This is a genomic window from Chthoniobacterales bacterium (assembly GCA_035274845.1).
GTDB lineage: Bacteria > Verrucomicrobiota > Verrucomicrobiia > Chthoniobacterales > UBA10450 > AV80.
The window spans coordinates 211,156-236,255 of record DATENU010000021.1; the positions used below are offsets into that span (position 1 = coordinate 211,156).

Genomic DNA, 25,100 nt, shown 5'->3' on the forward strand with positions numbered 1-25,100 from the left:
TAATTAGTTACGACGCTTTGGCGTCGTTTGTCTTCAGGACATTGGTCACGGCGGATTTTTCCATCTCCAGCTTCACGTTGTCCGCCACTTTCACGATCACGGTAGTTTCCTTTACGTTGGAAATCAGGCCGTGGATGCCGGACGCGGTCACGACGCGGTCGCCGGTCTTAAGGGACGACACGAGCTTCGCCGCTTCCTTCTGTCTGCGCATCTGGGGCCGCAGCATCACGTAATACATGATGACGAAAATGAAGACGAACGGGAGCATGCTGATCAGGCCCGAACCGGCGCCGGCTGGCGAAGCGGCCGGAGCCTGAGCGAGAAGCAGAGAGAAAATCATGGCGATGAAGTTGTTGGTTCGGACGCTTTGCGGTCAGTCCCGCGCAAAGCCGGACGAGCGGCTTCTTAGAGAGCACAGGGAGGGCTAAAATGCAAATGCGCTGAAGCGCTTCTGTCATTCCAGGTTTGCAACCGATATCATGAAATTATGGAGCAGCTTGAGAATGCGCAGACCCTCGCCTGGCTGACGAACTTCCTTGCCGAATAGACCCATTCGCAACCAATCATTTACGGAATGTCAAAAACGCGCAGCAACCAGCAACAGACTGGCTCGCATGGCGAGCGCATAGTGGCACTGCTCGCGGAGAACTCCGGTTGTTGGCTTGCCCGGCACCAACAAGAGGACTTCGGCATTGACTTGGAATTTGAATTGACCCACCCCGCGGTCGTCGGAGAAATCCTTAAGGTGCAGGTAAAGTCGAGCGAAACAATCGGTCGTCGCACTGGCGAAATTGAAGCCATTCTGCCAAAATCTTTGATTCATCTCGGAGAGAATCTTCGCGTGCCCCTCGTGCTCGTGATCGTTGAAATCAGCACACACCGGGCGTGGTATCTTTGGATTCAACGTTGGTGGCTTCACGCCCGACAAAAAGGTGCGCGTCTGGATCAGCTTCCCGAGTCGAGCACCGTCTGGGTTCCGGAGGAACACGAATTGGTGGCCGGCCTACAAAGCGAGTTAAAAGACATAGCGCGGGGGCAAACTCCGGAGCAACTCGTCATCAGTCTAAGCGGTGCCGTGAAGGCTGCGGTCCAACAACGATCATCGGTATTACTCGCCCCACTGATCCAGTTGCTGGCGAGTGTTGGGCCGTTGCCTGATCCTTTTCCTATTGGTTTGGTGATTGATCGTGTCTTGGAGATGGGCGGAAAAATTTGGGGTACTCCCGAAGGCAATCGAGAGACAGGGATGCTTTTCACGATTTGCGGCGCATTTGGCGACCGGTTTACGGCAGAACAGATCGACCAGTTGGTTTGGCGGGGAGAGAATTATTCCCGGACCGGGATAAACGCGCTCGATGCCCTTTATACTTCATTTCCTCGGCATGTTGTGGGCCTGGATTTGTCGAGGCGCTACGCAAACTATGGCGAATTACGACCGGCATTCTACTGTGCGCTAAGAGAGGCGCATCCGACAATCAGCTACCTTTCACTTTTGGCGGCTGCCCATGGATTTCGGGCGCACGGCATAAGGCTTATTGATGTCGATGAATCGACACTTTTCGACAAACTCGCAAGTCGTGGTCCCTCAGCGATTCTCGATTACGTCGAGGCGGTGAAAGAGTCCCCTTAATACGTTGCTATGCCTCCAAAAAACAACAGCAGCGCACTATCCCCGGTATTAGGGGACTTCGTTTTTTTGGACCATCGCTTGGGAGATCATCCACTGGTCCGGGCTAACTTTATCGTCGAAAGAATAGCTCGTCGAAAACTCGTCTTTGATATCAAAGCTGGTCGCGATGCCCCTGTGCCGACCGATGAGCGCATTCCAGCGCTGGACGAAATCTTATCGGATATCCTTCAGATGATCTACCAGCGCGGACCCTTTAATCCTCCTGGAATGTTTTTTCACACCCTCAGCGGCTCGAAAGTGATACTCGAAGCGGACGCCCAAGATCCGCCAATCGGTTACCTTTGCTTGGATACGAATACGGTTAGGTTTCGTGAGGAAGAGCTGGCGGATCGAATAAGGAGGGAGGGATGGTTGCTCGCAACAATTGTCGCTTACCTTCAAGCTGAGGATACAGGAGTCGAATCTACCGTAGTAACAGTATTAGCGAACTTCTTGCGTGAGGTCCGGAAGCACATGGCTCTTTCACGGGCGGTGGTGGCGGGCAGAATTGGTTTATCGGTTTCAGATCTGGCGCGGTGGGAACGCCAGGGGCCTCCTGATTCACAGTCCCTAGTGTCCTGGTTGCGTGCAGTAAATCTGCTCGCAGCTAGTAAAGAAACTATCGTTTCAACGATCGACGTAACAGACGAGGTTTTTCGAGCAATCCGCGCGAATCCACGCGAACTGGACCGACTCTCGCCAGAGCAATTTGAACGCTTTGTCGCCGGTCGCTTCGAAAATATGGGATACGATGTTACACTTACGGGTGCGGCAACTCAAAAGGATGGCGGAATCGACATGATTGCGGTGCCAAAGACCCGTAGTCTGGGCGCATTTCTCCTCGCTGGCCAAATCAAGCATCACCGCGACGGTCAAAAGACCGGAAGGGCCGCCGCCGACCGGCTTCTGGCTTGGAGGAACAGCCCGTTTTCGATGGGAGTGTTGGTGACTAATTCCACGTTTACTTCGGATGCTAGGTGGATCGCTGAGCAGCAACAAAACCGCTCCTTTCTTCGTCTGCGGGATTTCGATGACTTAAGGCGCTGGATTGAAGGAAGGTTCACGACTGACGAGGAGTGGCGTGAGATTCCTCCCAGCATACAACTTGCGCCCGGAATTCACGTAAAAGTTCCTCGACCGCGTATTGCAAGTTTCGATCCTGAGTTGCTCCGTCGACGGTAGACGAGAATTCACCACGTACTGGGGACTCTCGAGCGATTAACAAAGGCTGCGGGATGAAGAAGGAAGGAAGCGGCTTCGGCTTGGCAGAGTTTCGCCCTCCCAAGGGAACAGTCAGCCGCCTGCGCGGTTAATTACTGACGAGAACTCCCCAGCAGGGCTCTTCGAGTTGCACGGCGGGATCGTCGATTTCGCTGCGGTTTATCTTTTCGTATTTGTCGGAAACGTCCGCCCAGCGGCGCAGGCGGAGGGTGATCCGGTCGCCCGGTCTCAAGCGACTCGCCGGAGTGGGGACATTGTCTCGCATGCTCTCGGCATAAACGAGAGCCTCCAGGTCACCGCCAGTGCCGCGCCCATCGATAACGAGATCGGTCAGGTGGAAGGCCAGAACGTGATCCCGGTAGGGAACTGAACCGGGCTGCGGGACGGTTGAAATCGCTTCGACCGTTCCGCTCGCCGTCACTTGTTCGCCTTCCTTCGGGACGAAGAATTTCGCCGGTCCGGGCTGGCCTAGTTTCATATCCAGCATCTTCCAATCGCCGAAAGCCAGCTCTCGCGCCGCAAATTCCCAGATGACCAATTTCTTGCCGGCGAGGCGATCTTTTCCGCGAGCCAGCTCACGGCTCAGGATTTCACGAGTGGCAAACGCGCCGTCGCTATTGCGAAGAATGCAATCGAGAGGAACGCCTCCCAGCGCGAGACTCAAGTGCTCGGCGAATCCGGCCGATTCGCCCCAGCCAAGCGGTTCCAGCGAAAAGATGTTCGAAAAGCTGTCGCCCAGCAGGAGGATGCTGGCGTCTTTCGATGGAAGCCAGGGCGAATTTCCGACCCGGACTTCGTTAACAGTTACGCTTTCGGACGGGTAGAGCTTTTGGGATTCCGACAGCTTCAACATTCTCGCGATATCGCCGGTGCCCTTCATTTCGTGGGCGGATTTCTGAGAGGTTGTGGTGTTGGAGCTCTCCGGGCTGTTGATCAACGCCGCCAGTTTTTCCGCCACGAATTCCATCGTTTCCGGGCGCCAGTGGGTATCGGTCTCCAGATAAAATGGAGCGTTCGGTTCGGTGGTCCTGCGTTGCGCCAGGAACGGGGCCGGATCGAAAACGCGGACCCCGGCCTTCTGCAATCGCGTTTTGAATTCGGAGAACGACGGATTTTGCAGAATGCTGTCTGATCGGGCGCCGGCAGAGAGTCTGGCACTCTCCACGCCCGGTTTCATTGGGATCGGCAGAACGATCAGGTCGATGCCGCGCGCTTTTAGTTGATCTCGAAAGGCGGCAATGGCTTTCACTGGATCGGGCTGGACGCTCTGTGCGTGGAGGCGGTGCCGCATTGGCCCCGGATCGAGGAAAGGCTGGCCGGTTACGTAATCGACGTCTGGCCGATAGAAGAGCCAGCCGTCGCGGCCCAGGTAAACCTGTTCGTTACCGGCTCCGAGTTTCACGAGCGCGAGCTGCACGCGTGGGAGCAGCCACTCCGAAACGACTGATTCCGCTTCAAGCTGCTTTTCCGCCGCCTTCAAATCGGCACCATGCGGAAGCAAATGCCAAAGGTCCTTTGCGGTTCGGACCGCCCGGACCTTCGTCCAGGCAGGATACGCCCGGTAAATGTTGAATGTCCCCACTCGACCCTCCTGCGGGGCCCGCATCTCGACTGCGAACTGGATCGCGGGAACCAGGAGAATCGTGACGAGGAAAAGCAGGATAAGGAGGAACCGCGAGCCGGGGGTAAATCGGGTATGCTTCAGGGCCATTTCCGCCTCGGATTCCCGCGAAAGTTTCCGATGCGTTTCCGGCGTCGGCTCGCTGTAGCGCGGCAACGAATGCTTCGGCTTGAGCGGCTCGTCATGGCCAACTGGAATGTCTTTTTGCTCTGCCACGTTCGAGTCCCTAGAAAATGAAATAGATAAACGGGTTGTATTCCTGGGTGGCCAGAACCACGAGGGCGAGCCAGCCAAGCGCGAAACAGAGCGCTGTTCGGGGCAGGCTCATGTTTTGCGTCCAATCCCAGGTCTGCCTTCCAGCCCAGACGACGAGCGCCGCAATCCCGATCGAGAGCAGGTAATACGGCTTGTAAAGAATTCCGCTCAGCAACGCCGCCCCGGGCTGGGCGTGACCGAACCCGAACATGCTGGCCAGATACTCCAGCGCGCGGGGAAGATCGGACGCGCGAAAGAAAACCCAGCCGAGCAACACAATCAGGAAAGTGAAGCCGATTCGAAATGGCCGGGGAAGATTGTGATAAAAACCCTCGCGACCCTGGCTCCGTTCAAAAGCCAGCATCCCGCCGTGCAGACCACCCCAGATGACGAAATTCCAGGAAGCGCCGTGCCAGAGCCCGCCCAGCAACATGGTCACGACGAGATTCAGATAAGTGCGTCGAGTCCCGCGACGGTTCCCGCCGAGCGGGACGTAGAGATATTCGCGCAGCCAGGTCGACAGCGAGATGTGCCAGCGCCGCCAAAAATCCGTGATCGATTCCGAGCAGTAAGGTGAGTCGAAGTTTTTCGCGAAAACGAAGCCGAACATCAGCCCGAGTCCGATCGCCATGTCGGAGTAGCCGCTGAAATCGAAATAGATCTGGAAGGCATAGCCGAGAGAGCCGAACCAGGCGTCGAGCGTGCCGATCGAGCCGGCGTCGAAAGCAACATCGGCGATTTTTCCGCACGGATTGGCCAACAGGATTTTTTTGGCCAGCCCCAGCATGAAGAAGGCGACGCCACGCGCGAATTTGTCCGAGGTCAGGACGCGATGCTTGAGCTGCTCGGCCAGGAACGAAAATTTCAGGATTGGCCCCGCGACGAGGTGCGGGAACATGGAAACGAAGCAGGAAAAGTCGATGAAGTTCGCCATCGCTTCGGCTTCGCCGCGGTAAACGTCGATCGTGTAGCTGAGCGCCTGAAAGGTGTAGAAGCTGATCCCGAGCGGGAGAACAACGCGAAAGAAAGTGTCGAATTGCGCGTGCTCGAGGCCGAACGCCTGGATGAGAGCGTTGTAACTTTCGATTCCGAAATTGAAGTATTTGAAGAAGCCCAGCGTGGCGAGGTTGAGCAAAACCGAGATGAGGATGGCGTGGCGTTGCGTGCGCGTTCGCGAAGTGCTGCGGGGCAATCGCTGCACCGGTTTGCGGAGGACCCGCCAAAAGCGCCAGGTGTCGTGCGCGATGATCAGGCTTACCAGCCAGTCGACGAAAGTCGTCGCGAACATGAGCGGCATGAAACGCGGCTCCGCCCAGCCATAGAAAGTGTAGCCCGTCAGAATGAGCCAGAAATTTCGCCAGCGCTGCGGAGCGCGAGCAAGGGCGTAATAACCCAGCAGCACGAGCGGCAGGAAGTAATAAACAAAAATGTGCGAACTAAAAACCACAGCCGGTGGATCGCGTCCCGCTTTTGCGGGATCGCGCGATGGCAAGCATGGCGGGAGAGCCGCAATTGACAAGCATCGAGCGGCGGAGCGCTCGATCCACCTAAGGGGCATCGAGCGGCGGAGCGCTGATCCGCCTAAGGGGAAATATCCGGTTCGCTGAGAACAAAAATCGCGAGCTCAGTTGAAAGAATGCGTATTATCGCTACCGACTTTCAACTCCAATGAGATTTTTCTGGGCCCTGCTTCTTTCGATTGCGAGCGCCGCAGTTGTCGCTGCGCAGGATTTCCCCGGCGAGCTGGGGAAAATCGTTCAGAACCTGGAGAAAACCAAGGCGGCGGCCGTGGCCGGTAACGACGGCTGGCTCTTTTTCGGCGGCGAGCTGCGGCTGCTCTCGGTCGGCCGGTTCTGGGGCGATGATGCGCGAAAAGTAAGCCGCGCCCACAAGCCGGAGCTGGCCGATCCGGCTCCCGCCATTCTCGATTTCCAACAACGGCTCACAGCGCGCGGGATCGAGCTGCTGGTTGTGCCGGTTCCGCCGAAGGCGGCAATTTACCCGGAGAAGATTGTGGCCGGTTCCGATGCCCGCGCGAACGATCCGGCGCCCACGCTGCATCGCTTCTATGAAGAATTGCGCGCAGCCGGAGTCGATGTCCTCGATTTGAGCGCGCTCTTCATTCAAAACCGCGATCACCAGCGCGGCCCCGTTTTCTGTAAAACCGACAGTCATTGGTCCGGGATCGGTTGTGTGCTGGCGGCACAGGCGATTGCCGAAAAAGTCCGCGGGAAATTCGGAAAGACGGAAACGGCCAAACAATACACGGCGGAATGGAAGGATGCCGACCGCGAAGGGGATCTTGCTTCGCTCGTCGGGCGGGACGGGCGCAAGTCGCCTCCGGAAAAGATCGCCGTCCAAAGCGTGAGCGAAAAGGGGACCGGCGCCGCGGTTCAGGACGATCCCAACAGCCCGCTCCTGCTCCTGGGCGACAGTCACACGCTCGTTTACCACGATCGCGAATTCCTGCCGGTGCGCGCCGGGCTGGTGGACCAACTCGCTCTCCAACTTGGGTTCGCTCCCGATCTCATTGGGACCAGCGGCTCGGGTGCGACGCCGGTCCGAATCAATCTCTATCGGCGAAGCGTGAAGGACGCAGGGTATCTTTCGAAAAAGAAGGTCGTGGTCTGGTGTTTTGCCGCCCGGGAGTTTACGGAAGCAACGGAAGGCTGGGCCAAAGTACCCGTAGCGAAGTAGCGCTTATTTTTTTCGGCGGCAGGCTCGGACTGCGGAGTCGTGGTGTTCGCCCTGAACCCAAAAAATGGTGGCTAAGGTTTGCTCGGTCGGGTAAAGAAAATTCGTATGTGCGGGTCCCCCAACACGTTTTCGCTGAAAGATAAGCTCGATTACGCTTGGAAATGGTTTGAATACCACGCGAGTCAGCGACTGGTTGCATTCAACTTTCTCCTGGTGCTGATGGGCGCTTTATCGTTGGCCTATTATACAGCGTTCAAGGACAGAGAATATTTGTACGCGCTCGTCGCTGGTCTCTTCGGCGCGTTCATTTCGTGCGCATTCCTCAACATCGACCGGCGAAACGAACAGTTGGTCGACCGGGGACGAGCGGCCTTGAGAGAGCTTGAAAGCTTAAAGGAATTTTCGCCGGAGAAGGACGACATGTGTCGGCTCCTAACGTTGGACAACCAGCACCGTCCTCCAGCCATTTTCTCGCACGCTTGGTTGCGATGGATTGCGACCTCGCTGTTGCTCCTTTTCCTGATTGGGAGCACTGTTTCAGCGCTGAAAATGGTCGAAGCTATGAAAGCCTTGGTTCCATAACTCGAGAGCCGCACCAATGCCCTACATCAAACAAGAGAGACGAGAGGCGATTCGCGCCGGCGCCAAACCATGCGATGCAGGCGAATTGAATTTCGCCATCAGCATCCTCGTCGACGAATATTTGGCGGCCAAGGGGCCGATTCGATACGCTCACCTAAACGAGGTCGTGGGCGCTATAGATTGCGCCAAACTCGAGCTTTACCGAAGGGTGGCCGGCCCGTACGAGGACGAAAAGATTGTCGAGAATGGGGATGTTTACCAAAGCAATGCGCCCCGCGGGCATTGATCTGCTTGCCAAGCCGGGATACGGGCGAGCGCATCTGCTCAAATCAAGGGTGCCCAATCCAGAGCTATTGAAGCGCCCAAATAGGCGACTATCAACGAGATTGCGTTCACTATCACAAAGAGATCCAGATTCAATCTGCCCAGCTCGGACCTGCGCCCCAACATCCAATAGGCGGCAATTTTGAACCCCAGCCAGATGACAATAAGGATCGGGTGACTCATGAGGAAGAGGGTCACGTAGATGAGGGTGTCCGCGATCCCAACCAGCACAACCAGACCGAAGGATTTGTCGCCTGAGTCGGATTGCGTTGCGTCTTCCGTAGCGACCGATCGCGAGCCGCCGTTCGAGGCCGCCAACATGACCACGATTCCCAACAGCACGGCGCTTCCAATGGCGGAAAGAAGGTAAGCCCACATGCGGGCGCTGTGGCTGGCTTTGGTCGAGGGTGGCGGCGGGAAAGGCGTCACCGGGTTGGCGGCAGAAGGGTTAGCCTCTGGCACGAGACGGTCGAGGTCGCGGCGACCTCGACCCAGAGCTGTCTGCAACCATTCCCCGTATGCTGGATTTGGCAGGATGATCCACTCCACTCCGATTTTCAGGCGGTCCTTGTCGATTGCGGCCTTGCGATCTCTGACGGCGGCATCCAACTCCCCATCGGTGTCATTAACTACCGGGCGAAACTTTAGGGTTTCGTCAAAATCCCGCAGGTTGTCTCCAAGATAGAATAGGACGCTGTAGCCGGCGGAAGTTACCTCGTTAAAGCGAGCCGTTTTATCACTTGCGCCTGTTTTTAGTTTCAAGAACTCGTCACCGATGGGCCTGCCAAGAAGCGAGCCGAGGGCGTACTTCGTTTGAGCGCGAAACTTATCGTTGCGATTGCTGATAAAAAAGAGGGCGACGTGGTGGTTGTCCGCTTCGGAGATGAACTCCTTTGCGCCTGGCACGAGGGCCAGCTTATCAGGGTGATTCTGCTCCCAGTCATCCCAAAGGCGTTGGTCGTAAGCGAGACCGCTGCGAAGCTGCATGGCCATAAATCCCGAATTGTCGATGACGGTTTCATCCAAGTCGGTGATGACAGCGAATTTTCCAGACTGCCCGGCGACTTTCTTCAGTCGCTCGATTGCCAGGTTATACGCCTGATAACAGAGGGCCCGATATTCAGCCGATGTCTGCATGTAAAGACTGGCGTCGAGGTTACGATGCGGAGGGTCGTCAGCCTTAAATGATCGCGGTGCCTGTTGGGCAACGACCGAACTGATCGCCAGAAAGGCAAGCAGAATGCAGATTGCCATCTTTCTGCGTGGGATCTGACCGCGGATGTCCAAACCGGGAGAGGAATTCATCGGGGAAGAATGGGGTTCGGATGATTTTGTTCGGCGAGTCCGGTTTTGCCAAGCAATTCCTCTCCCAACGTTGACGCTTGACGCGCAATGCGATTCGCTGGAAACCATTGCCGGTGTTAAACCGCTCCAACCAAGCAATCGCTTTCATCCTTCTCTGGTTGCTCGCCGCGCTCCCGCTCGCTGCCGCGGAACATCAGAACCCGCCCCAGCAAAACACGCCGCCGCAAGCCGGCGGCCTCAGTGTCCTTATTCTTGGTGATTCGCTCGCGCTCTGCGGATTCGGGAAACGGCTCGACGAACGATTTCGCCAGAGTCCGCAGGTGAAGGCGACGTTCACTTATCTCGCCTGCGGGACGAATCCGTTGAGCTGGTTGAAGGACCGGCCCTATACGCACATCCAAACCCATTGCGGCTTCGTCAGTATCGAAACGAATCCCAGCTCGGGGCACGTGAAGGAATTGCAGGACGTCTATGGCCAGACGCGCGGTCATACGCCGGGTTCGCACGCGGTTCCGAAGCTCGAGGACCTGCTGGCCACGCTCCAGCCCGATATTCTGATCATGCAGACCGGCACGAACCTGTTCGATTTGTTCCCCGATCACAAAAGCGTCAGTCCAAATCGGCACGGACCGGTCCTGCGAAGTTATCTTGCGCCCTTCATTTCCAAAGCGGTGAAGAGTCCGTCGCCGCTCCGAAAGATTTACTGGGTTGCGTCTCCCACCTCGGGAAGAGTTTCAAAAGAGATCCAGGATTTCGTGGTCCAGCAGACGCGTGCTGACATCGGCCATATCGCAAACGTCATCGATAGCCGGACCCTGGTTTCCTACCCGTATCGCCACATGGAGCCCGACAAGGAACATTTCATCGGCGACGACATGGATCTTTGGGCCGACAAAGTTTTCGAGATCGTCGAACGCGATATTGGCGCGCAGCCGATCGCTTCGCTGAAGCCGCTGGCGGAGACCATGGTGGCGCCGCCCCCGGTGACCGAACCGACGCCGCCTGCCGAGAAACCCAAGGAAACGACTCTCCAGGTGCGAGCGAAATTGGTTTCGAAAACGGCGCCGGTTCCGGTAAACGAATTCCTTCCCTACCAGGAATTTCTGGTCGGATATCTCTACGACGTCACGCGTGTTATTGCTGGCGAATATTCCGAAAAGCAAATACTCGTGATGCATCCCGCTTACATTAAACTGGAGGAGCAGCGCCTCGGCCGATGGCGGATTGGGCGGAATTATCGGCTCCAATTGCACGAGCTCGAAAGCACCGTTTGGAAAACCGTGAAATCGAAGGATGATTCCGGGTTGATCAATCTCCAGCCATATATCCGGATCCAGGATGAAGCGAAACACCCTGACTATGCGCACTAGACGAGATTGGTCGAAGCTCATTCAATCCGCGCTTTTGCCGCTGGCTTTTGCCGTCGGCATCGGCAGTTTTGTTCTCGTGGCGGAAGGCAAACCGAAGAAGGCTTCGAAACCAGCCCCGGATGCGCCGCCGCCGAGCGTTCTCATGATCGGCGATTCGCTTTCGGTGGGAAAATTTGGCGAAGTCGTCCAGATGCACCTGGCCAAGAATCATCGCGTGGCTGCCTACGCGTCCTGCGGTTCCTCGCCCGAACATTGGCTCTCCGGCGAACAGGATTTCATCACGAAATGCGGGTATCGGCAAAGGACGAGCGATTCCGATGTTTTCACCGATTGGGTGAATGGCCATGCCCCTCGGCCCACCCGGACGCCAAAGCTGGCTGATCTGGTTCGAAAACATAAGCCGACGATTTTGGTAGTGCAGCTGGGGACCAACTGGATGGACCGCAATTTGTCCGACGAACAGATGATCGAATATTTGGGCCGATTGGTTGACGAGGCGCGGCGAGGGCCGGTGGAAAAGATCGTCTGGATAGCCCCGCCCGATTCATCGCGGCTTCGCAAGGTCCAGGGAAGAGTCCACCAGATTATTCGCCGGGTCGCCGCTCGGAAAAAGTTCGACGTGATCGACTCGCGCAATGTCACCCACTACGTCATGGGCAAGACCGGCGGCGACGGCATTCACTATAATACGGCGGCTTCCGAAGCCTGGGCCCGCGCCATCCAGCGCGACCTGGACGTTAAGATTGCGCTGACCCGGCGGGAAACCAAACTGAGCAGCTTCTCCCGCGACGAATCGATCGGGAACTAGCTGTGTAGCGGCGGGTGTCCCACCCGCAGGCGAAGGGAGAAGCGCGGAAGCGGGTGAGACACCCGCCGCTACACCGGAGTCGTCCGGTACCCGTCAACGCATTGAGCTGCGAAAATCTTGACGGCTTAAAGCCGTCAAGATTCCGCCGCTCCGTTGGAAGTTGGTTCGCGGGTCTGGTAGCCGGCGACGAAGTCCCGACGGAATTCCGCGAAGCTTCCGTCCTCAATCGAAGCGCGGGCGCGCTTCATCAGGGTGAGATAGAAATGGAGGTTGTGGATGGTGAGCAGGCGCAATCCGAGGATCTCTTCCGCCTTGATGAGATGGCGGATGTAAGCGCGCGAAAAACCGCGGCAAGCTGAACAGTCGCATCCTTCTTCCAGCGGCCCCGTTTGCAAAGTGAACTCGGCGTTTTTCAAATTGAGCGTGCCTTGGGCCGTGAACGCTGTCCCGTTCCGCGCGAGGCGGGTTGGCAGGACGCAATCAAACATGTCCACGCCGCGTGCGATGAGCTCGATCAGCTGCGGCGGCGTGCCCAGTCCCATTGCGTAACGCGGTTTGTTTTCCGGCAGATGCGGCTCGCTCCATTCGACCGCGCTCATCATTTCCGGTTCCGGTTCGCCCACGCTCACCCCGCCGATCGCGTAACCGTCGAAATCCATCCCCGCCAGGGTCTGGGCACTCGTGCGGCGCAACTCTTCAAACGTCGCGCCCTGCACGATTCCGAAGACGAGTTGCGTTGTAGCGTGCGCTGTCTCCAGCGCATCGGCCGTCTTGTCGCGCGGCGCATGTCCGCTGGCGACAGCGGACGCTACAACGCGTCTGCGCGACTGTTCCTTGCATCGCTTCGCCCAGCGATGCGTCATCTCCAGACTCCGCGCGGCATACTCGTATTCGCACGGCCAGGGTGGGCACTCGTCCAGCACCATCGCGATGTCGCTGCCCAAGGTCGCCTGAATCTCCATGGCGGTTTCGGGGCTGATGAACGTCGGCGTTCCATCGATATGATTCTGAAAAGCGACGCCTTCCTCTGTGATCTTGCGAAGCTTGGCCAGCGAGAAAATCTGGTATCCGCCACTATCCGTGAGGATCGGCCCATCCCAATTCATGAACCGATGCAGCCCGCCGCAATTCCGAATCACTTCAAGTCCCGGCCTGACAAAAAGGTGGTAGGTGTTCCCAAGGATGATCTGCGCCTCGAGTTCACGGAGTTCGCGCGGACTGACCGCCTTGACGCTGCCCTGGGTCCCGACCGGCATGAAGGCCGGCGTCTCGATCACCCCGTGTGGGGTCGTCAAGCGCCCCCGCCGCGCCTTCGTCGCCGCGTCTTTCTTGAGAAGCTCGAACATCCGGGTCGCAGCTTGCGATGACGAAGACTGATCGCAAGCGAACAATGTGTTATCAGGAGGAATGTCCGAACCGGTCCTAAATTCCGTGGCGAGCGCCAGCGAGCTCGTGGTGCGCTTTGGGAACCAGGTGGTGCTCGATCGGGCCACGGCCACGATTCTGGAGGGCGAGCGGGTTGGCCTGGTGGGGCGCAATGGTTCCGGCAAATCCACTTTTCTGCAAATCGCGGCGGGAGTCGCGAAACCGGATGCGGGCGAGTTCAATCAACGGCGCGATCTCGTGGTCGGTTACATGCCGCAGATGTTTGAGCTCGAGGAGAACGCCACGGTCCACGCCAACATTCTCTCGGGCGCGCAACGCCTTCTCAATCTGATCTCCGAGTACGAGGCGGCGCCGGCAGAAGGCGCGCGCAGCGGAATCCTGCTCGACCAAATTTCACATGCTGACGGCTGGAACCTGGAACATCGAATCAAGAGCCTGATCACGAACCTTCACGCGCCGGATCCGAACCGTTTGGTGAATTCACTTTCCGGCGGGGAGAAGCGGCGGGTCGCGCTCTGCCGTGCGTTGCTGGCACGGCCGGATTTTTTGATTCTCGACGAGCCCACCAACCATCTCGATACCGGTTCGATCGAATGGCTCGAGGACTTTCTGGCGCGTTACTCCGGCACCTGCCTCTTCGTTACCCACGACCGCTATTTTCTGGATCGGATCGCGACGCGCGTGCTCGAGCTCTCGCGCGGAAAATTCCACAGTTACGACGGCAATTACACGGATTACCTGATCGCGCGCGCGGAACGGAAGGCAGTGGAAGAAATGCAGGAGCACAAGCGCCAGAAGTTTCTGAAACGGGAGCTGGCCTGGGTGCGGAAGGCGCCCCGGGCGCGGCGGACGAAATCGGTGGATCGGGTGGAGCGTTACTTTGAGATGGCGGGGCAGGAGGCGCCCGAGGCAGAGCTGGATGTCGATCTCATTATTCCGCCGGCGCCAAAGCTGGCCAATCGAGTGATCGAGCTACGCGAAGTGAGCATGGAACTCGGCGGTCGGACTTTGTTCGACAACGTGTCGCTGAAGCTGGCAGCGGGAGAACGGCTCGGCATCGTGGGGCGAAACGGGCTGGGGAAATCGACGCTGCTCAAGATCATGCTCCAACAGGTCGCTCCGACCAGCGGCTCGGTGGAACTTGGCGCCCGCACCGAAATTAATTACGTAGACCAGGATCGGCTGCTGCTCGACGACGCGAAGACGGTCTGGGAAGAGGTCAGTGAGGGAAGCGAATACGTGCGGCTCGGCGAGGAAAGCATCACCTTGCGGGCGTACCTTCGGCGGTTCCTTTTTACCGAAGAACGGATTAACACGAAGATAAACCAGCTCAGCGGCGGCGAACGAAGCAGGGTGCTGCTCGCGAAGATTCTGAAACGCGGAGGCAATGTTCTCATTCTCGACGAACCGACAAACGACCTCGATCTGGGAACGCTCCGGCTCCTGGAGGAAGCGCTCGTTGCTTTTGGCGGAAGCGTGATCGTGGTCAGTCATGACCGTTATTTTTTGAATCGGGTTTGCACCGCGATCCTTGCTTTCGAAGGAGACGGTGTGGTGCGCTACGCCGTGGGGAATTACGATTACTATTTGGAGAAAAAGAATTGTAGGGCAACCGCTCCGGTTGCCGCCCGATCGCCGGCAGGCGACGCGCCTGCCCCACAATCGAGGAGCGCAAAGCCGCGTAAACTGAAATGGAAGGAAGAGCGCGAGCTGGAAGGAATGGAAGCGGCGATCCTTGCCGCCGAAAGCGAAGTTGGTCGGCTTGAAGCGCTTTTTGCCGAGCCGGACTTTTATCTGAAACACGCGGCTGACCTCACAGGGCTCGAGACGGAATTACGCCAGGCTCGCGACGACGTGGCGCGGCTGTACGCGCGCTGGGCGGAGTTAGGCGAGCTGGCGGCGGCATCGTGAAAACCAACGAAACTCGCGCAACCGGCAACGTTATCTGGAAGCTCATCTTCTGGATTACCTTGGCGGCTATCTTTGGCTGCGCGACGTGGCGGCGGTTCTCGCTCCCTTTGGAGCCGATCGCTGATCTGGACATCTGGGGTTATTTGTCCCCCGCGCTTTTCAAGCTCACTCGCGGCGAATTCGTCCACGCCCACGGCCGTAATTTCGTCTACCCCGGTTTTCTCTTCCTGCTCTTACGGGCATTCGCCGACTTCCGGGCGATTGTTGTCGCTCAACATATTCTCGGGCTGGCCGGCGGCGGCTTCATTATCATGGCCTGGCAAAAAACCCGCAGCTTCACCCCGTTCTCGAAGTTTGGCGATCGCGCCCACACTGTGCTCGGGTTAGGTCTAGCCGCCGTCTTTCTGCTCGCTGGTGAACCAATCAGGGCTGAAATGGGCATTCGCCCGGAAGCAATTTGTGCATTTCTCCTGGCGCTCAATCTTTTTTTCCTGACCGGATTTCTGGCCCAGAGATTCGCTGCCCAAAAGACGCCTGTTGTCTGGGGCATTGGAACGGGCGCTTCCGCGGTTCTCCTCGCCGCTGTGAAGCCAAGCTTCTTCTTTCTGGCCCTGGTCCCGCTTCTGCCCATCGGAGTTTTCCTGGTGACTCGAAATCCTCTCCGGCAAAAGATGCTTATCGCGCTCGGTATCGCGTTTTCGGCAGCTCTGATCGCGGTCCCGGAACATTTTCTCAGTCGCGGGGACGACCGAAGCAGCTTGTTCCTGCCCACGAACCTTTTTGTGGTGCACGCCGATCTGATTCGCGACCAACTGGCAGACGACGTCGCCAAGGAGGCCAATCTTCCGTATCACCGCGAGCGCCTCGACAAGATCCAGAAACAGCTGGCGTTGGAGATTGAGAAATCCGCCGCCGCCGAGGGATCGCACTTTCCTTCGCTCGGGTTCTCTCCGGATTACCTGATGTATACCGCGACCTCCATCGCCGAGCAGGTGGCCCAGGAATTCAATTACGATATTCCCGCGATCACTTCTTTTTATAACTTCTGTTACTGGCGTGCGTGGCAGCAGCGTCCGGGCGCAATGCTGAAGAAAATCGGACGCCAGATAGCGCTATTCTACGCGCCGATTTCTCCTGTCTATGACCGCAGAAAATTCATTCCGCTGGCGATTGTTTACGACATTAGCGCCCACAGTTTTGATCGGGAGTCGTATCGCGAGTTACTGAGCGCGTATCCAGGCACCTTGGAGTTCATCCAGCGTTGCGCGTCTCTCGGTGAAACCGCACCGCCGGTTGTCCAATCCCGGTTGATTCACAAGCTGGTGGTCTTTCTGGCGCGCTCCTACCTCACGCTCCTCGGGCTTACGTTCGTGATCTCGGCCGCGTGTTTTCGAAATGATTGTCGAAAAACGCTGGGGGCGCTGGCGGGTTTAACTCTCCTGGTCTTCGCTTACAACGCCGCGGCATGTCTCGAAGTGGCGATCATGCAGGTCTTCGACGGCCCGCGTTATTCCACGGTCCAGTTTTGTTTTACCGTGTTCGCCGAATTCCTGGCGCTGCGCCTCGTCCTGGAAGGCGTGTTTCAGTTGGTGCGATGGGGCCGGCCCATCCAGACTTCAGCGCCGGGGGAGTAGTTTGCGCCGATAAATCTCGCGGTTTTCCACCAGCGACCGGTGCTCCCAATAAGCGCGTCCTCCTTCATTTCGATCTCGGCGGTAGCCTGTGGCCAGGGCGAATGCCAAACGCGGAAGAAACGAGTCCAATTGCGGTATCGAGTGAAGGCGGTATAGCGTTCAAGCAGAAATTCCGTCAGCGACCCGGCATCACAGGCCTCAAATTGGTGGCCGCGAACCTTGCCTTCATAAATGAGCTGACCCGCGCGGGCTTCGACCATTCCGCGCAATGCGTTCCCTTCGCGCGCGTGATCGTAATCGATCCGACCGAAACGATACGGCAACCCGAAGCTGCGCGGCCCGAGATGGACGGCGGCACGGTTGTTCAGCCATTCGGCGAGGAAATAAATCCCCGGCTCGCCCCGATGACGGACGTAAGTGCGAACGTTGAGAAATTCGTGGGTGGCGATCGGTTTCAAAAGCCATTCGCCCAGGTTCCCGCCGAGGCGCGGCCGCATTTTGGAAAGGGTAAACGCCACCAGGCTGACGAACGCGCTTCCGTCGCGAAGGTCGAGCTCAAAGGGAACGTCCGGTTGCAGGAGTGCCGGATCCGCCGCGTAGTGGACGAAGACGGCCCGGTCCCAGCGCGCGTAGAACATCGGCTCGCCGCGGACTGCGAGCATGCGGCGCCGCGCCGCTTCACTGAAGGTGGTGCGACTCGCGGCGAGACTCTCCATTTGAGATCAACGCGTCTCTTGCGCAGCGCGGGGTGAAAGCGACCAGACGGTGTAGGCGCAGGCGGTGAGACAAAGATCCTTGATCAGCGCGCCGTAGGGATCGGTCAGCATCGCTGGGTTCGCCATCGCCACCAGGACGATCAGGATCCACATGCCGAGAGTGGCGATTGCGACGGCCAGTCGTTCCGCGAACCCCGCCAGCAGCCAGATCGCAAACCCGACCTGGGCCGCGCCGAGCAACTGCAGGAAAAATTCCGGCGTTCCGAAATAGAAGCTGGATCGGCGAACGAGCTCGACTTGATCCGGCCGTACGAACAGGAGCTTCGGAACAAGTCCTTCGTAAAACCAGACCGCGCCCAGGGCGAGTCGAGAAAAAGTGACGACGTTCTTCATTTAGTGAAAGCCGCGGTTGGCGGCGGTGAAGTAAACGGCGGCGAACGCGCCGTAACCGACAAAGAGCATCCAGTGAATGACGGTGCGAAGCCGATCACCCCGCCAATGGACCGCGCTGTAATGGGTCCATTGCATCACCGAGCGGATCGCCCAAAAAACGCCGATCCCGAGCGCGAGCCAGACGCAGAGGGGATGGGCCGCGTTTGCGATATCCCCGGCGAATTGCCAGGTGATTGCGCCGAAAATCGCGAGCGTGATCGAAATGAAATAGACGTGAATCTGGAACACCTCGCGGAGAAGGAGCGGCATCGCGTCGAGGTCCGGGCGCCATTTCATGATTCGAATCAGGAACAGGTTTAGGAAGACGACGCCGAGTTGGGCGAGCGCGGCCAGGCGGAGGAGGAGTTCGAGTTTCATTGTTTTGGATAGAGGTCCGCGAAGGCATCGCGGAGGTTTGGGAATTGAAAATCAAATCCGTGGTCGAGGAATCGCCGCGGCATACAGCGGCAACTGGTCAGGGCGAGGTCGCCGTCGGTTCCCATGACCCACGCCCCGGCTCGCGCGAATGGCGCGGGAACGGGCGGGCTCCAGGGGCGGTGCAACGCGTGACGCAGTGCCCGCATGAATTCGGCATTCGTCACGGGCTCGGGCGAGCACGCGTTGAAATCGCCGCTCAATTCCCGCTGCTCGATCGCCGATACGAACATCCGCACGATATCCGCCAGGTGAATCCAGCTCATGAACTGCCTGCCATCGCCGACCGCGCCGCCCAGGAACCAGCGGGTCAGTTTTTCCAACATCGGCAGCGCTCCTCCATCGCGACCCAAGACGACGCCCAGGCGCAGAACAACTTTTCGCGTCGTCGCCAGCTCCAGCTCGTAGAAGGCGCCTTCCCATTTCCGGCAGACTTCCGCCGGAAAGTCGTCGCCCGGCGGGGAATCTTCATCGGCCACGCGGTCGCCGGTTTCGCCGTAATAGCCGATGCCGCTGGCCTGCACAAAAGTCGTCGGCGGCACCGCGCATCGCCTTATCGCCTCGCCGAGGGCCAGGACCGAATGGACGCGCGACTGTAATATCTCCCGTCGATTCTCCTCGGTGTGGCGGCAATTGATGTTCTTGCCGGTGAGATTGATGACAGCTTCGGCGCCCTCAAGCGCGCTCGCCCAGGGGCCTAGCGTTCGGCCATCCCATTGCAGGTCCGTCAAACCGCGTCCGAGCACGACTGGTTGGTAGCCTTTGGTTCGCAAGGCTGGCACAAGAGCGCTGCCCACGAAACCGCTGCCGCCGGCGAGAATGATTCGTTTCATAGCGGATGGAGGTTGAGGGCTGCAGCGCCGTAAATAAAGACAAGCGCGCTGAAGAGAGATGTCAGTCCGTGATAGCCGATGCGCCGAAATGCCGAGGTAAGAAACGGTCGTGCGTCGAAGACGAAGAACTGCACGGCCAGACGCGCCAGCCAGAAAATCGCGATCATCGCGCAAACCGTCCGGGCGAGGGGAGCAGTCGAGGCGAGTTCGTCCGCTCTAAGAAGGGTCAGCGTCCCGAAGGAGATTATCACCAGGACGATGAAAGCGCCGTAAACCCAAAAGAGACGGCGGAGAAACGGATGGAGCGCCGCGAGATTCCCGCGCCAGTCGAGCAGGCGCGGTGTCAGCGCACTCGCGATCAGAATCACGAAGTGTAACAAGCCGCCCAGGATCAGAAGCGATTTCATAAAGCTCCGATGGCTTGCATGAAAGGGTGGACCACCCGATTGACGAATGGCGGATGAAAAAGCCAGTAGGCCGGCCCGGCGACGATCAGGATCGTAAAAAACCAGCCGGAAACAGCGCCGCGCAAGACTACCGCCTTCCGTTGAGCGATGACGGCCAGCCCCTGAAGCAGGAAATAACCGGTTGGTAATCCGTAGCCTGCTCCGGCCGGCAGCGAGATCACCAGTTCGTGAATGAGTCCGGAAACGCCGAAGGCCAGCAGCGTTGCGCCGAAGACGCCGACCCGACGCGCCGCCGGCCGGAAAACCAGCCCGAGCGCGAGATCGTTGAACGCGCCGTTCCAGCGACGGCCCCAGAACTCCGCGATTGATGTGGAGCGCAACGGCGAATCCATGATCGGCGCGGCGTCCACCCGTAGCGCGCGCCAGCCCGCGCTGAGGAGCGCGAACAAGCCGAAGTGCAGAATCAGAACCATCCCGGCCATTCCGATCCAGCCGGCGACGATCGGATCGCTCCTGCGGCGCGCGATAGCAAAAAGGAGGATCGCCCCGATCAGAATGCGGACCGTGGCCAGAACAGTATTCTTGAGCAGAGCTGAGCGACGAACGGCTGGGGCCAGATTGGGGGAGAGAAAACGCATCGCGTCCATTCCCGGCCACGCCAAAAGAAAGGCGGCGGCACGGAACGGGCAAACTCGGGCGGCGCGATCGACGGCGATGCCGAGCGTGAGCCATTTGCACCCGAGAAAAATGGCGAAAGCCATCGCCCACATGAACACCCAAGCCGAGACGAATGGTTTGGCGCCGAGAGCAAGGAGGGGAAGGAGGAGCAGAGCGAGCCAGCGAGTTCGCGCCGGGATCGATGGCGTTGGAGCCCGGTTGATCGCGCAGGTGCGATGAGCGGCAACCCAGCGGTAGGAGCGATCGAGCAAGGCGTGAATGAATCCGACTCGGGCAAGCCACGCGAAAGGTGTTGCCCACCAAAGCTGGCGGGCGAGAAAGACGACGGCATCGGCGCCGCCAAAGACGCAGCCGTCGGCGGTCAGGACGCGCATTTCCTCCAGCGCCTGTGCTGCGGTGAGATTGAGTCGATCCCGAACCCATTCGCGCTGGAGTGGTTCGAAATGGAATCCGCGCTTCGCATATACCGGTTCGAAACGCAGGACGAGGTCGCGGCAGAAGCTGCAATCCTCGTCGAAAAAGATCCAGCCGCAGAAGGGAATGAATTCCGCACGTTCTGTTGTTTCTGTCAGCTCAGAAATCATTGGATAAATTTTTTTAGGCCGCCGCTCCCACTCCCAGAAGTTTGAAGGCTTTGTCGCCAAGCTTCGCCAGTTTCAAAACCGCCGGGGTCGGCAGCTTTTCCATTTGCTCATAGGCATTCGTGGCGATCTCGAAGAAATTCACCAGGTCACTCAGCCGCTCCCGGGTGTGCGGAGACGCGGCCTTCGGTTTGCCCGATTCCGCGATGCAATCGCGCAACACCCGCAGGGTCGGTTCGATCTCCCGCTTCTTCCTCTCGCGGGCGATGACCCGGAACATGGCGAAAACATCCTTCATCGATTCAAAGTGATCGCGGCGATCGCCGATGACGTGAACGATCCGGACGATGCCCCAGTTCTGAAGCTCGCGCAGGCTGGTGCTGATGTTGGAGCGGGCGACGCCCAGGGTTTTCGCAATCTCGTCGGCCGGGAGCGGCGTCTCGGAGAGGAAGAGAAGGGCGTGGACCTGGGCGACGGTGCGATTGATGCCCCAGCGGGTGCCCATCTCTCCCCAGTGGAGGATGAATTTTTGAGCAACGGGCGGCAGGTCTTTCATCGTGTTCGGTCTTTTCTGTCTAGACAGAAATTAGAGAAAGTTTCGCGGAAAACAAGCCAAATTTCGCTTTCCAACATTTCCCTGAAAAACCTCTGAAAATATTGTTGCGGGCCTTGGATTCGTTCCTATATTGCCCGCTCTCCGCATCAGGTGCGTGGGAAGAGCGTGGGAAGTGAGCGCGCCGGCCTGTGCGGTTTTTTTGTCGCCCGGATTTGAAGATCGGGCGGCTTTTAATTTAACGAAATGCCAACAATCAATCAGCTTATTCGCAAGGGACGAAAGAAGGTCTCGGTGAAATCCAAATCACCGGCCCTGAAGAATTGTCCGCAGCGCCGCGGGGTGTGCACGCAGGTCATGACCCGCACACCGAAGAAGCCGAATTCTGCCCTGCGGAAAGTGGCGAAAGTGCGGTTGACGAATGGCCAGGAAGTGATTGCCTACATACCCGGCGAAGGACACAATCTCCAGGAGCACTCGATCGTGCTCGTGCGAGGCGGACGCGTGAAGGATTTGCCGGGCGTGCGTTACCACATTGTGCGGGGAACGCTCGATAGCCTCGGGGTGGATGGACGCCGTCGCAGCCGTTCGAAATACGGCGCGAAACGTCCAAAAGCCGCGGGCGATGCAGCGGCCAAGGAAGCCAAACCCAAGAAATAATTTAGCCCCCTAAAAAGTACGGAAACCGAATCACATGTCTCGCCGGCGGAAAGTTTACAAAAAGGAGGAGAAGCTCGACTCGCGTTATGGGAGTCCGGCCGTCGCCCGCCTTATTTCCACCGTGATGAAGCGGGGCAAGAAGTCGCTCGCGGAACGGATTGTTTACACCGCGATCGATAAGTCCCGCGAAGGTTCGGACGCGGTTGATCCGCTCGAGATCGTCAACAAGGCGCTGGAAAATGTTCGGCCGCGCCTCGAAGTAAAGTCGCGCCGCGTCGGTGGCGCCACTTATCAGGTGCCGATGGAAGTAACCCCGGCCCGCCAAATTTCTCTCGCCATGCGCTGGATCGTCCAATACGCGGACGGCCGCCGCGGCATGACCATGGCTGACGCGCTCGCCGCTGAATTGAAAGACGCCGCGTCCGGCCAGGGCAACGCGATCAAGAAGCGCGACGACACTCACAAGATGGCGCAGGCCAACCGCGCCTTTGCTCATTTCCGCTGGTAAGGATTTTCGATGGCTACTGCGACTCTAGAAAAACCCGTGACGACGAAGAATCCCAATTCGGCCAATCGCAAGTTTCCGCTCGAACGGACGCGAAACATCGGCATTGCGGCCCACATTGACGCCGGAAAGACGACGCTGACGGAACGCATTCTTTTTTATACCGGCATGATCCACAAGATCGGTGAAGTGCACGAAGGCACTACCGTGACGGACTGGATGGAGCAGGAACGCGAGCGCGGGATCACGATTACTTCCGCCGCCACGACCTGCGCCTGGATGCAGAAGAAAGAGGAAGGCGTCTATAAGACTTTTGAAGGCATCAAGATGCGGGTGAACATCATCGACACGCCCGGCCACGTGGATTTCACGGCCGAAGTCGAGCGTTCCCTCCGCGTGCTGGACGGCGCGATCGCGGTGTTCGATGCGGTGGCCGGGGTGCAGCCGCAGTCGGAAACGGTTTGGCGCCAGGCGAACAAGTACGGTGTCCCGCGGATTGCGTTCATCAACAAGATGGATCGCGTCGGCGCGGACTTCGTCATGTCGATCAAGAGCATGCGGGACAAGCTGGCCGCGAACGCCTGGCCGATCCTGATTCCCCTCGGCAAAGAAGATTATCTGAAGGGCCAGCTCGACGTCGTTAACCGCAAGGCCGTCCTGTATTTGGACAACGACGTCATGGGCTCGACCTACGAAGTGACCGACGTCCCGGCCGACCAGAAAGATGTTGTCGAGAAAGCCTACGCCGATCTGGTCGAGCAAATCTCGAATATCGACGACGAAGTTGCGGAAGCCGTTCTCGAAGAGCGCGAGATTACGCCCGAGATGCTGAAAGCGGGCATTCGCCGCCAAACTATCGCGAACAAGTTCGTGCCGGTCGTGGGCGGAAGCGCTTTCAAGAATAAGGGCGTCCAATATCTCGTCGACGCGGTCATCGATTATCTCCCGGGCCCGCTCGATATTCCGCCTGCGAAAGGCATGGAGCCGGACACGCACGAAGCGATGGAAGCGGCGACGGATGACAACGGCACTTTCTGTTCGCTCGCCTTCAAGCTTTGGAGTGACCCATTCGTCGGCAAACTCGTTTTCTTCCGGGTTTATTCCGGCACGCTTTCGAAGGGCGACACGGTTTACAACCCGCGCACGAATAAGCGCGAACGCATTTCGCGGTTGATCCAGATCCAGGCGGACAAGCGCGAAGACATCGAGACCTGTTACTCGGGCGACATCGCCGCCATCGTCGGCATTAAGAACATCACCACCGGTGACACGCTTTGCGATGAGGACCACCCGATTCTGCTCGAGCCGCCCTCGTTTCCGGAGCCGGTTATCTCCATGGCGATTGAGCCGAAGACAAAGCAGGACCAGGAGAAAATGGCGACCGCGCTCCAGCGCCTCGCCGAGGAAGACCCGACTTTCCGCGTTTTCACGCACGAGGACACTGGCCAGACGATTATCGCGGGCATGGGCGAGCTTCACCTCGAAATCATTCGCGACCGCATGTTCCGCGAGTTCAAGGTCGACGCGAACGCGGGCAAGCCGCAGATCGCGTATCGCGAAACGATCACGGCGAACGCCGACGGCGAAGGAAAATTGATCAAGCAATCAGGTGGCCGCGGTCAATACGGCCACGTGATCATCAAAGTTCATCCGAACGAGCGCGGCAAAGGGATCACCATAGACAACAAAGTGGTCGGCGGAAATATTCCGAAGGAATACATCGGCGCCTGCAAGAAAGGCATCGAAGAAGCGATGCTGAATGGCGTCGTGGGCGGCTACCAGGTCATTGATGCCCACGTCGATATCGTCGACGGCTCATCTCACGACGTCGACTCGAACGAAATGGCGTTCAAGCTCGCGGCAATTTTCGCGGTCAAAGACGCTTTCAAGAAGGCGAAGCCGATCCTGCTCGAGCCAATCATGAAGGTCGAGAACTCGACCCCGGAAGAATATCAGGGCGACATCATCGGGGATTTGAATCGCCGTCGCGCGAAGGTCAACAGCATCGAAGCGCGCGGTAACCTGACCATTGTGAACGCCGAAGCGCCTCTCGCGGAAATGTTCGGTTACGCGACCGCGATCCGTTCGCTGTCGAAAGGCCGATCCAGTTATTCGATGGAGCCGTCGCACTTCGAGCAGGTGCCGACGAACCTCGTCAGCGCGATCCTTGACCAGAAGGAGACGAAATGACGAACGGCCAGCGCATTCGCATTCGTTTGAAGGCGTTCGATCACCGGATGCTCGATCAATCCGCGATCGACATCGTCGAGACCGCCAAGCGCACGGGCGCCCGGGTGGCGGGACCGATCCCACTGCCGACGCTGATCGAGAAATTCACGGTGAACCGTTCCCCGCACGTCGACAAAAAGTCGATGGATCAATTTGAAATCCGCACGCACAAACGCCTGCTCGACATCATCGAGCCGACCGCGAAAACGGTCGACGAGCTCAAGAAACTGAACCTGCCGGCGGGCGTGGACATCACCATCAAAATTTAGCGGTCTATTTTTAACAAAT

General features: G+C 58.3%; 25 protein-coding genes. 13 read left to right on the forward strand and 12 right to left on the reverse strand.

Annotated elements, in window-relative coordinates:
• Nucleotides 1-7: 7 nt before the first annotated feature.
• Complete coding sequence (gene yajC / locus VJU77_16140; GenBank protein ID HKP04884.1) at nucleotides 8-340, reverse strand: preprotein translocase subunit YajC; 333 nt, start codon at nucleotides 338-340, stop codon at nucleotides 8-10.
• Nucleotides 341-574: 234 nt separating this feature from the next.
• Here yajC and VJU77_16145 point away from each other — a divergent pair, with 234 nt between their 5' ends.
• A complete protein-coding gene (locus VJU77_16145; GenBank protein ID HKP04885.1) occupies nucleotides 575-1,630 on the forward strand; it encodes a DUF4365 domain-containing protein in 1,056 nt (351 codons plus the stop codon).
• 9 nt (nucleotides 1,631-1,639) lie between these two features.
• Nucleotides 1,640-2,851 carry a restriction endonuclease gene (locus VJU77_16150; protein HKP04886.1) on the forward strand — a complete coding sequence of 404 codons (1,212 nt, stop codon included), beginning with the start codon at nucleotides 1,640-1,642 and terminating at the stop codon, nucleotides 2,849-2,851.
• 127 nt (nucleotides 2,852-2,978) lie between these two features.
• Here the strand turns inward: VJU77_16150 and VJU77_16155 are convergent, their stop codons facing one another.
• Together VJU77_16155 and VJU77_16160 are read right to left on the reverse strand one after the other, a co-directional pair.
• A complete protein-coding gene (locus tag VJU77_16155) occupies nucleotides 2,979-4,727 on the reverse strand; it encodes a hypothetical protein (protein HKP04887.1) in 1,749 nt (582 codons plus the stop codon).
• A 10-nt stretch (nucleotides 4,728-4,737) separates the two neighbouring features.
• Nucleotides 4,738-6,213: an MBOAT family protein gene (locus tag VJU77_16160; protein HKP04888.1), complete on the reverse strand. Its 1,476-nt coding sequence runs from the start codon at nucleotides 6,211-6,213 to the stop codon at nucleotides 4,738-4,740.
• A gap of 221 nt (nucleotides 6,214-6,434) precedes the next feature.
• On the opposite strand from VJU77_16160, the gene VJU77_16165 reads away from it, so the two are divergent.
• The 3 genes from VJU77_16165 (at nucleotide 6,435) to VJU77_16175 (ending at nucleotide 8,331) form a co-directional block, all read left to right on the forward strand.
• The gene (locus VJU77_16165) at nucleotides 6,435-7,463 is read left to right on the forward strand and encodes a hypothetical protein (protein HKP04889.1); all 1,029 of its coding nucleotides are present in this window, start codon (nucleotides 6,435-6,437) and stop codon (nucleotides 7,461-7,463) included.
• A 213-nt stretch (nucleotides 7,464-7,676) separates the two neighbouring features.
• On the forward strand, nucleotides 7,677-8,045 hold the full coding sequence (locus VJU77_16170) for a hypothetical protein (GenBank protein HKP04890.1): 369 nt from the start codon (nucleotides 7,677-7,679) through the stop codon (nucleotides 8,043-8,045).
• A gap of 16 nt (nucleotides 8,046-8,061) precedes the next feature.
• On the forward strand, nucleotides 8,062-8,331 hold the full coding sequence (locus VJU77_16175; protein ID HKP04891.1) for a hypothetical protein: 270 nt from the start codon (nucleotides 8,062-8,064) through the stop codon (nucleotides 8,329-8,331).
• A gap of 38 nt (nucleotides 8,332-8,369) precedes the next feature.
• Here VJU77_16175 and VJU77_16180 read toward each other — a convergent pair whose 3' ends face one another.
• The gene (locus VJU77_16180) at nucleotides 8,370-9,782 is read right to left on the reverse strand and encodes an HAD family acid phosphatase (GenBank protein ID HKP04892.1); all 1,413 of its coding nucleotides are present in this window, start codon (nucleotides 9,780-9,782) and stop codon (nucleotides 8,370-8,372) included.
• Between the two features lie 5 nt (nucleotides 9,783-9,787).
• On the opposite strand from VJU77_16180, the gene VJU77_16185 reads away from it, so the two are divergent.
• Both VJU77_16185 and VJU77_16190 read left to right on the forward strand, forming a co-directional pair.
• A complete protein-coding gene (locus tag VJU77_16185; protein ID HKP04893.1) occupies nucleotides 9,788-11,044 on the forward strand; it encodes a hypothetical protein in 1,257 nt (418 codons plus the stop codon).
• Nucleotides 11,034-11,852: an SGNH/GDSL hydrolase family protein gene (locus tag VJU77_16190; protein HKP04894.1), complete on the forward strand. Its 819-nt coding sequence runs from the start codon at nucleotides 11,034-11,036 to the stop codon at nucleotides 11,850-11,852. Before VJU77_16185 ends, VJU77_16190 begins: the two co-directional genes overlap by 11 nt.
• A gap of 134 nt (nucleotides 11,853-11,986) precedes the next feature.
• Here VJU77_16190 and VJU77_16195 read toward each other — a convergent pair whose 3' ends face one another.
• Entirely contained in the window at nucleotides 11,987-13,198 is a 1,212-nt protein-coding gene (locus tag VJU77_16195; protein ID HKP04895.1) for a tRNA guanosine(34) transglycosylase Tgt, read from the reverse strand.
• Nucleotides 13,199-13,259: 61 nt separating this feature from the next.
• Here VJU77_16195 and VJU77_16200 point away from each other — a divergent pair, with 61 nt between their 5' ends.
• Complete coding sequence (locus tag VJU77_16200; protein HKP04896.1) at nucleotides 13,260-15,149, forward strand: ATP-binding cassette domain-containing protein; 1,890 nt, start codon at nucleotides 13,260-13,262, stop codon at nucleotides 15,147-15,149.
• Nucleotides 15,146-16,783, forward strand: a complete 1,638-nt coding sequence (locus VJU77_16205; protein ID HKP04897.1) for a hypothetical protein — start codon at nucleotides 15,146-15,148, stop codon at nucleotides 16,781-16,783. The genes VJU77_16200 and VJU77_16205 overlap by 4 nt, the downstream gene beginning before the upstream one ends.
• Here VJU77_16205 and VJU77_16210 read toward each other — a convergent pair.
• Genes VJU77_16210 through VJU77_16240 form a run of 7 tightly spaced genes read right to left on the reverse strand, consistent with a single transcriptional unit; the run spans nucleotide 16,732 to nucleotide 21,421 of the window.
• Nucleotides 16,732-17,499 (reverse strand): DUF2071 domain-containing protein, encoded by a 768-nt coding sequence (locus VJU77_16210; GenBank protein HKP04898.1) that lies wholly within the window; start codon nucleotides 17,497-17,499, stop codon nucleotides 16,732-16,734. The genes VJU77_16205 and VJU77_16210 overlap by 52 nt on opposite strands.
• Before the next feature lie 6 nt (nucleotides 17,500-17,505).
• Nucleotides 17,506-17,892, reverse strand: a complete 387-nt coding sequence (locus VJU77_16215) for a DoxX-like family protein (protein HKP04899.1) — start codon at nucleotides 17,890-17,892, stop codon at nucleotides 17,506-17,508.
• The gene (locus VJU77_16220) at nucleotides 17,893-18,309 is read right to left on the reverse strand and encodes a hypothetical protein (GenBank protein HKP04900.1); all 417 of its coding nucleotides are present in this window, start codon (nucleotides 18,307-18,309) and stop codon (nucleotides 17,893-17,895) included.
• Nucleotides 18,306-19,199, reverse strand: a complete 894-nt coding sequence (locus VJU77_16225; GenBank protein ID HKP04901.1) for a TIGR01777 family oxidoreductase — start codon at nucleotides 19,197-19,199, stop codon at nucleotides 18,306-18,308. Before VJU77_16225 ends, VJU77_16220 begins: the two co-directional genes overlap by 4 nt.
• Nucleotides 19,196-19,606, reverse strand: coding sequence for a hypothetical protein (locus VJU77_16230; GenBank protein ID HKP04902.1), 411 nt, complete (start codon nucleotides 19,604-19,606; stop codon nucleotides 19,196-19,198). The genes VJU77_16225 and VJU77_16230 overlap by 4 nt, the downstream gene beginning before the upstream one ends.
• Complete coding sequence (locus tag VJU77_16235; protein HKP04903.1) at nucleotides 19,603-20,868, reverse strand: DCC1-like thiol-disulfide oxidoreductase family protein; 1,266 nt, start codon at nucleotides 20,866-20,868, stop codon at nucleotides 19,603-19,605. The genes VJU77_16230 and VJU77_16235 overlap by 4 nt, the downstream gene beginning before the upstream one ends.
• Nucleotides 20,869-20,881: 13 nt before the next feature.
• Nucleotides 20,882-21,421: a MarR family transcriptional regulator gene (locus tag VJU77_16240; GenBank protein HKP04904.1), complete on the reverse strand. Its 540-nt coding sequence runs from the start codon at nucleotides 21,419-21,421 to the stop codon at nucleotides 20,882-20,884.
• Between the two features lie 243 nt (nucleotides 21,422-21,664).
• On the opposite strand from VJU77_16240, the gene rpsL reads away from it, so the two are divergent.
• Genes rpsL through rpsJ form a run of 4 tightly spaced genes read left to right on the forward strand, consistent with a single transcriptional unit; the run spans nucleotide 21,665 to nucleotide 25,081 of the window.
• The gene (gene rpsL / locus VJU77_16245; protein HKP04905.1) at nucleotides 21,665-22,078 is read left to right on the forward strand and encodes a 30S ribosomal protein S12; all 414 of its coding nucleotides are present in this window, start codon (nucleotides 21,665-21,667) and stop codon (nucleotides 22,076-22,078) included.
• A 34-nt stretch (nucleotides 22,079-22,112) separates the two neighbouring features.
• The gene (rpsG, locus tag VJU77_16250) at nucleotides 22,113-22,586 is read left to right on the forward strand and encodes a 30S ribosomal protein S7 (GenBank protein ID HKP04906.1); all 474 of its coding nucleotides are present in this window, start codon (nucleotides 22,113-22,115) and stop codon (nucleotides 22,584-22,586) included.
• Nucleotides 22,587-22,595: 9 nt separating this feature from the next.
• On the forward strand, nucleotides 22,596-24,773 hold the full coding sequence (fusA, locus tag VJU77_16255) for an elongation factor G (GenBank protein ID HKP04907.1): 2,178 nt from the start codon (nucleotides 22,596-22,598) through the stop codon (nucleotides 24,771-24,773).
• Nucleotides 24,770-25,081 (forward strand): 30S ribosomal protein S10, encoded by a 312-nt coding sequence (gene rpsJ / locus VJU77_16260; GenBank protein ID HKP04908.1) that lies wholly within the window; start codon nucleotides 24,770-24,772, stop codon nucleotides 25,079-25,081. Before fusA ends, rpsJ begins: the two co-directional genes overlap by 4 nt.
• Nucleotides 25,082-25,100 lie beyond the last annotated feature (19 nt).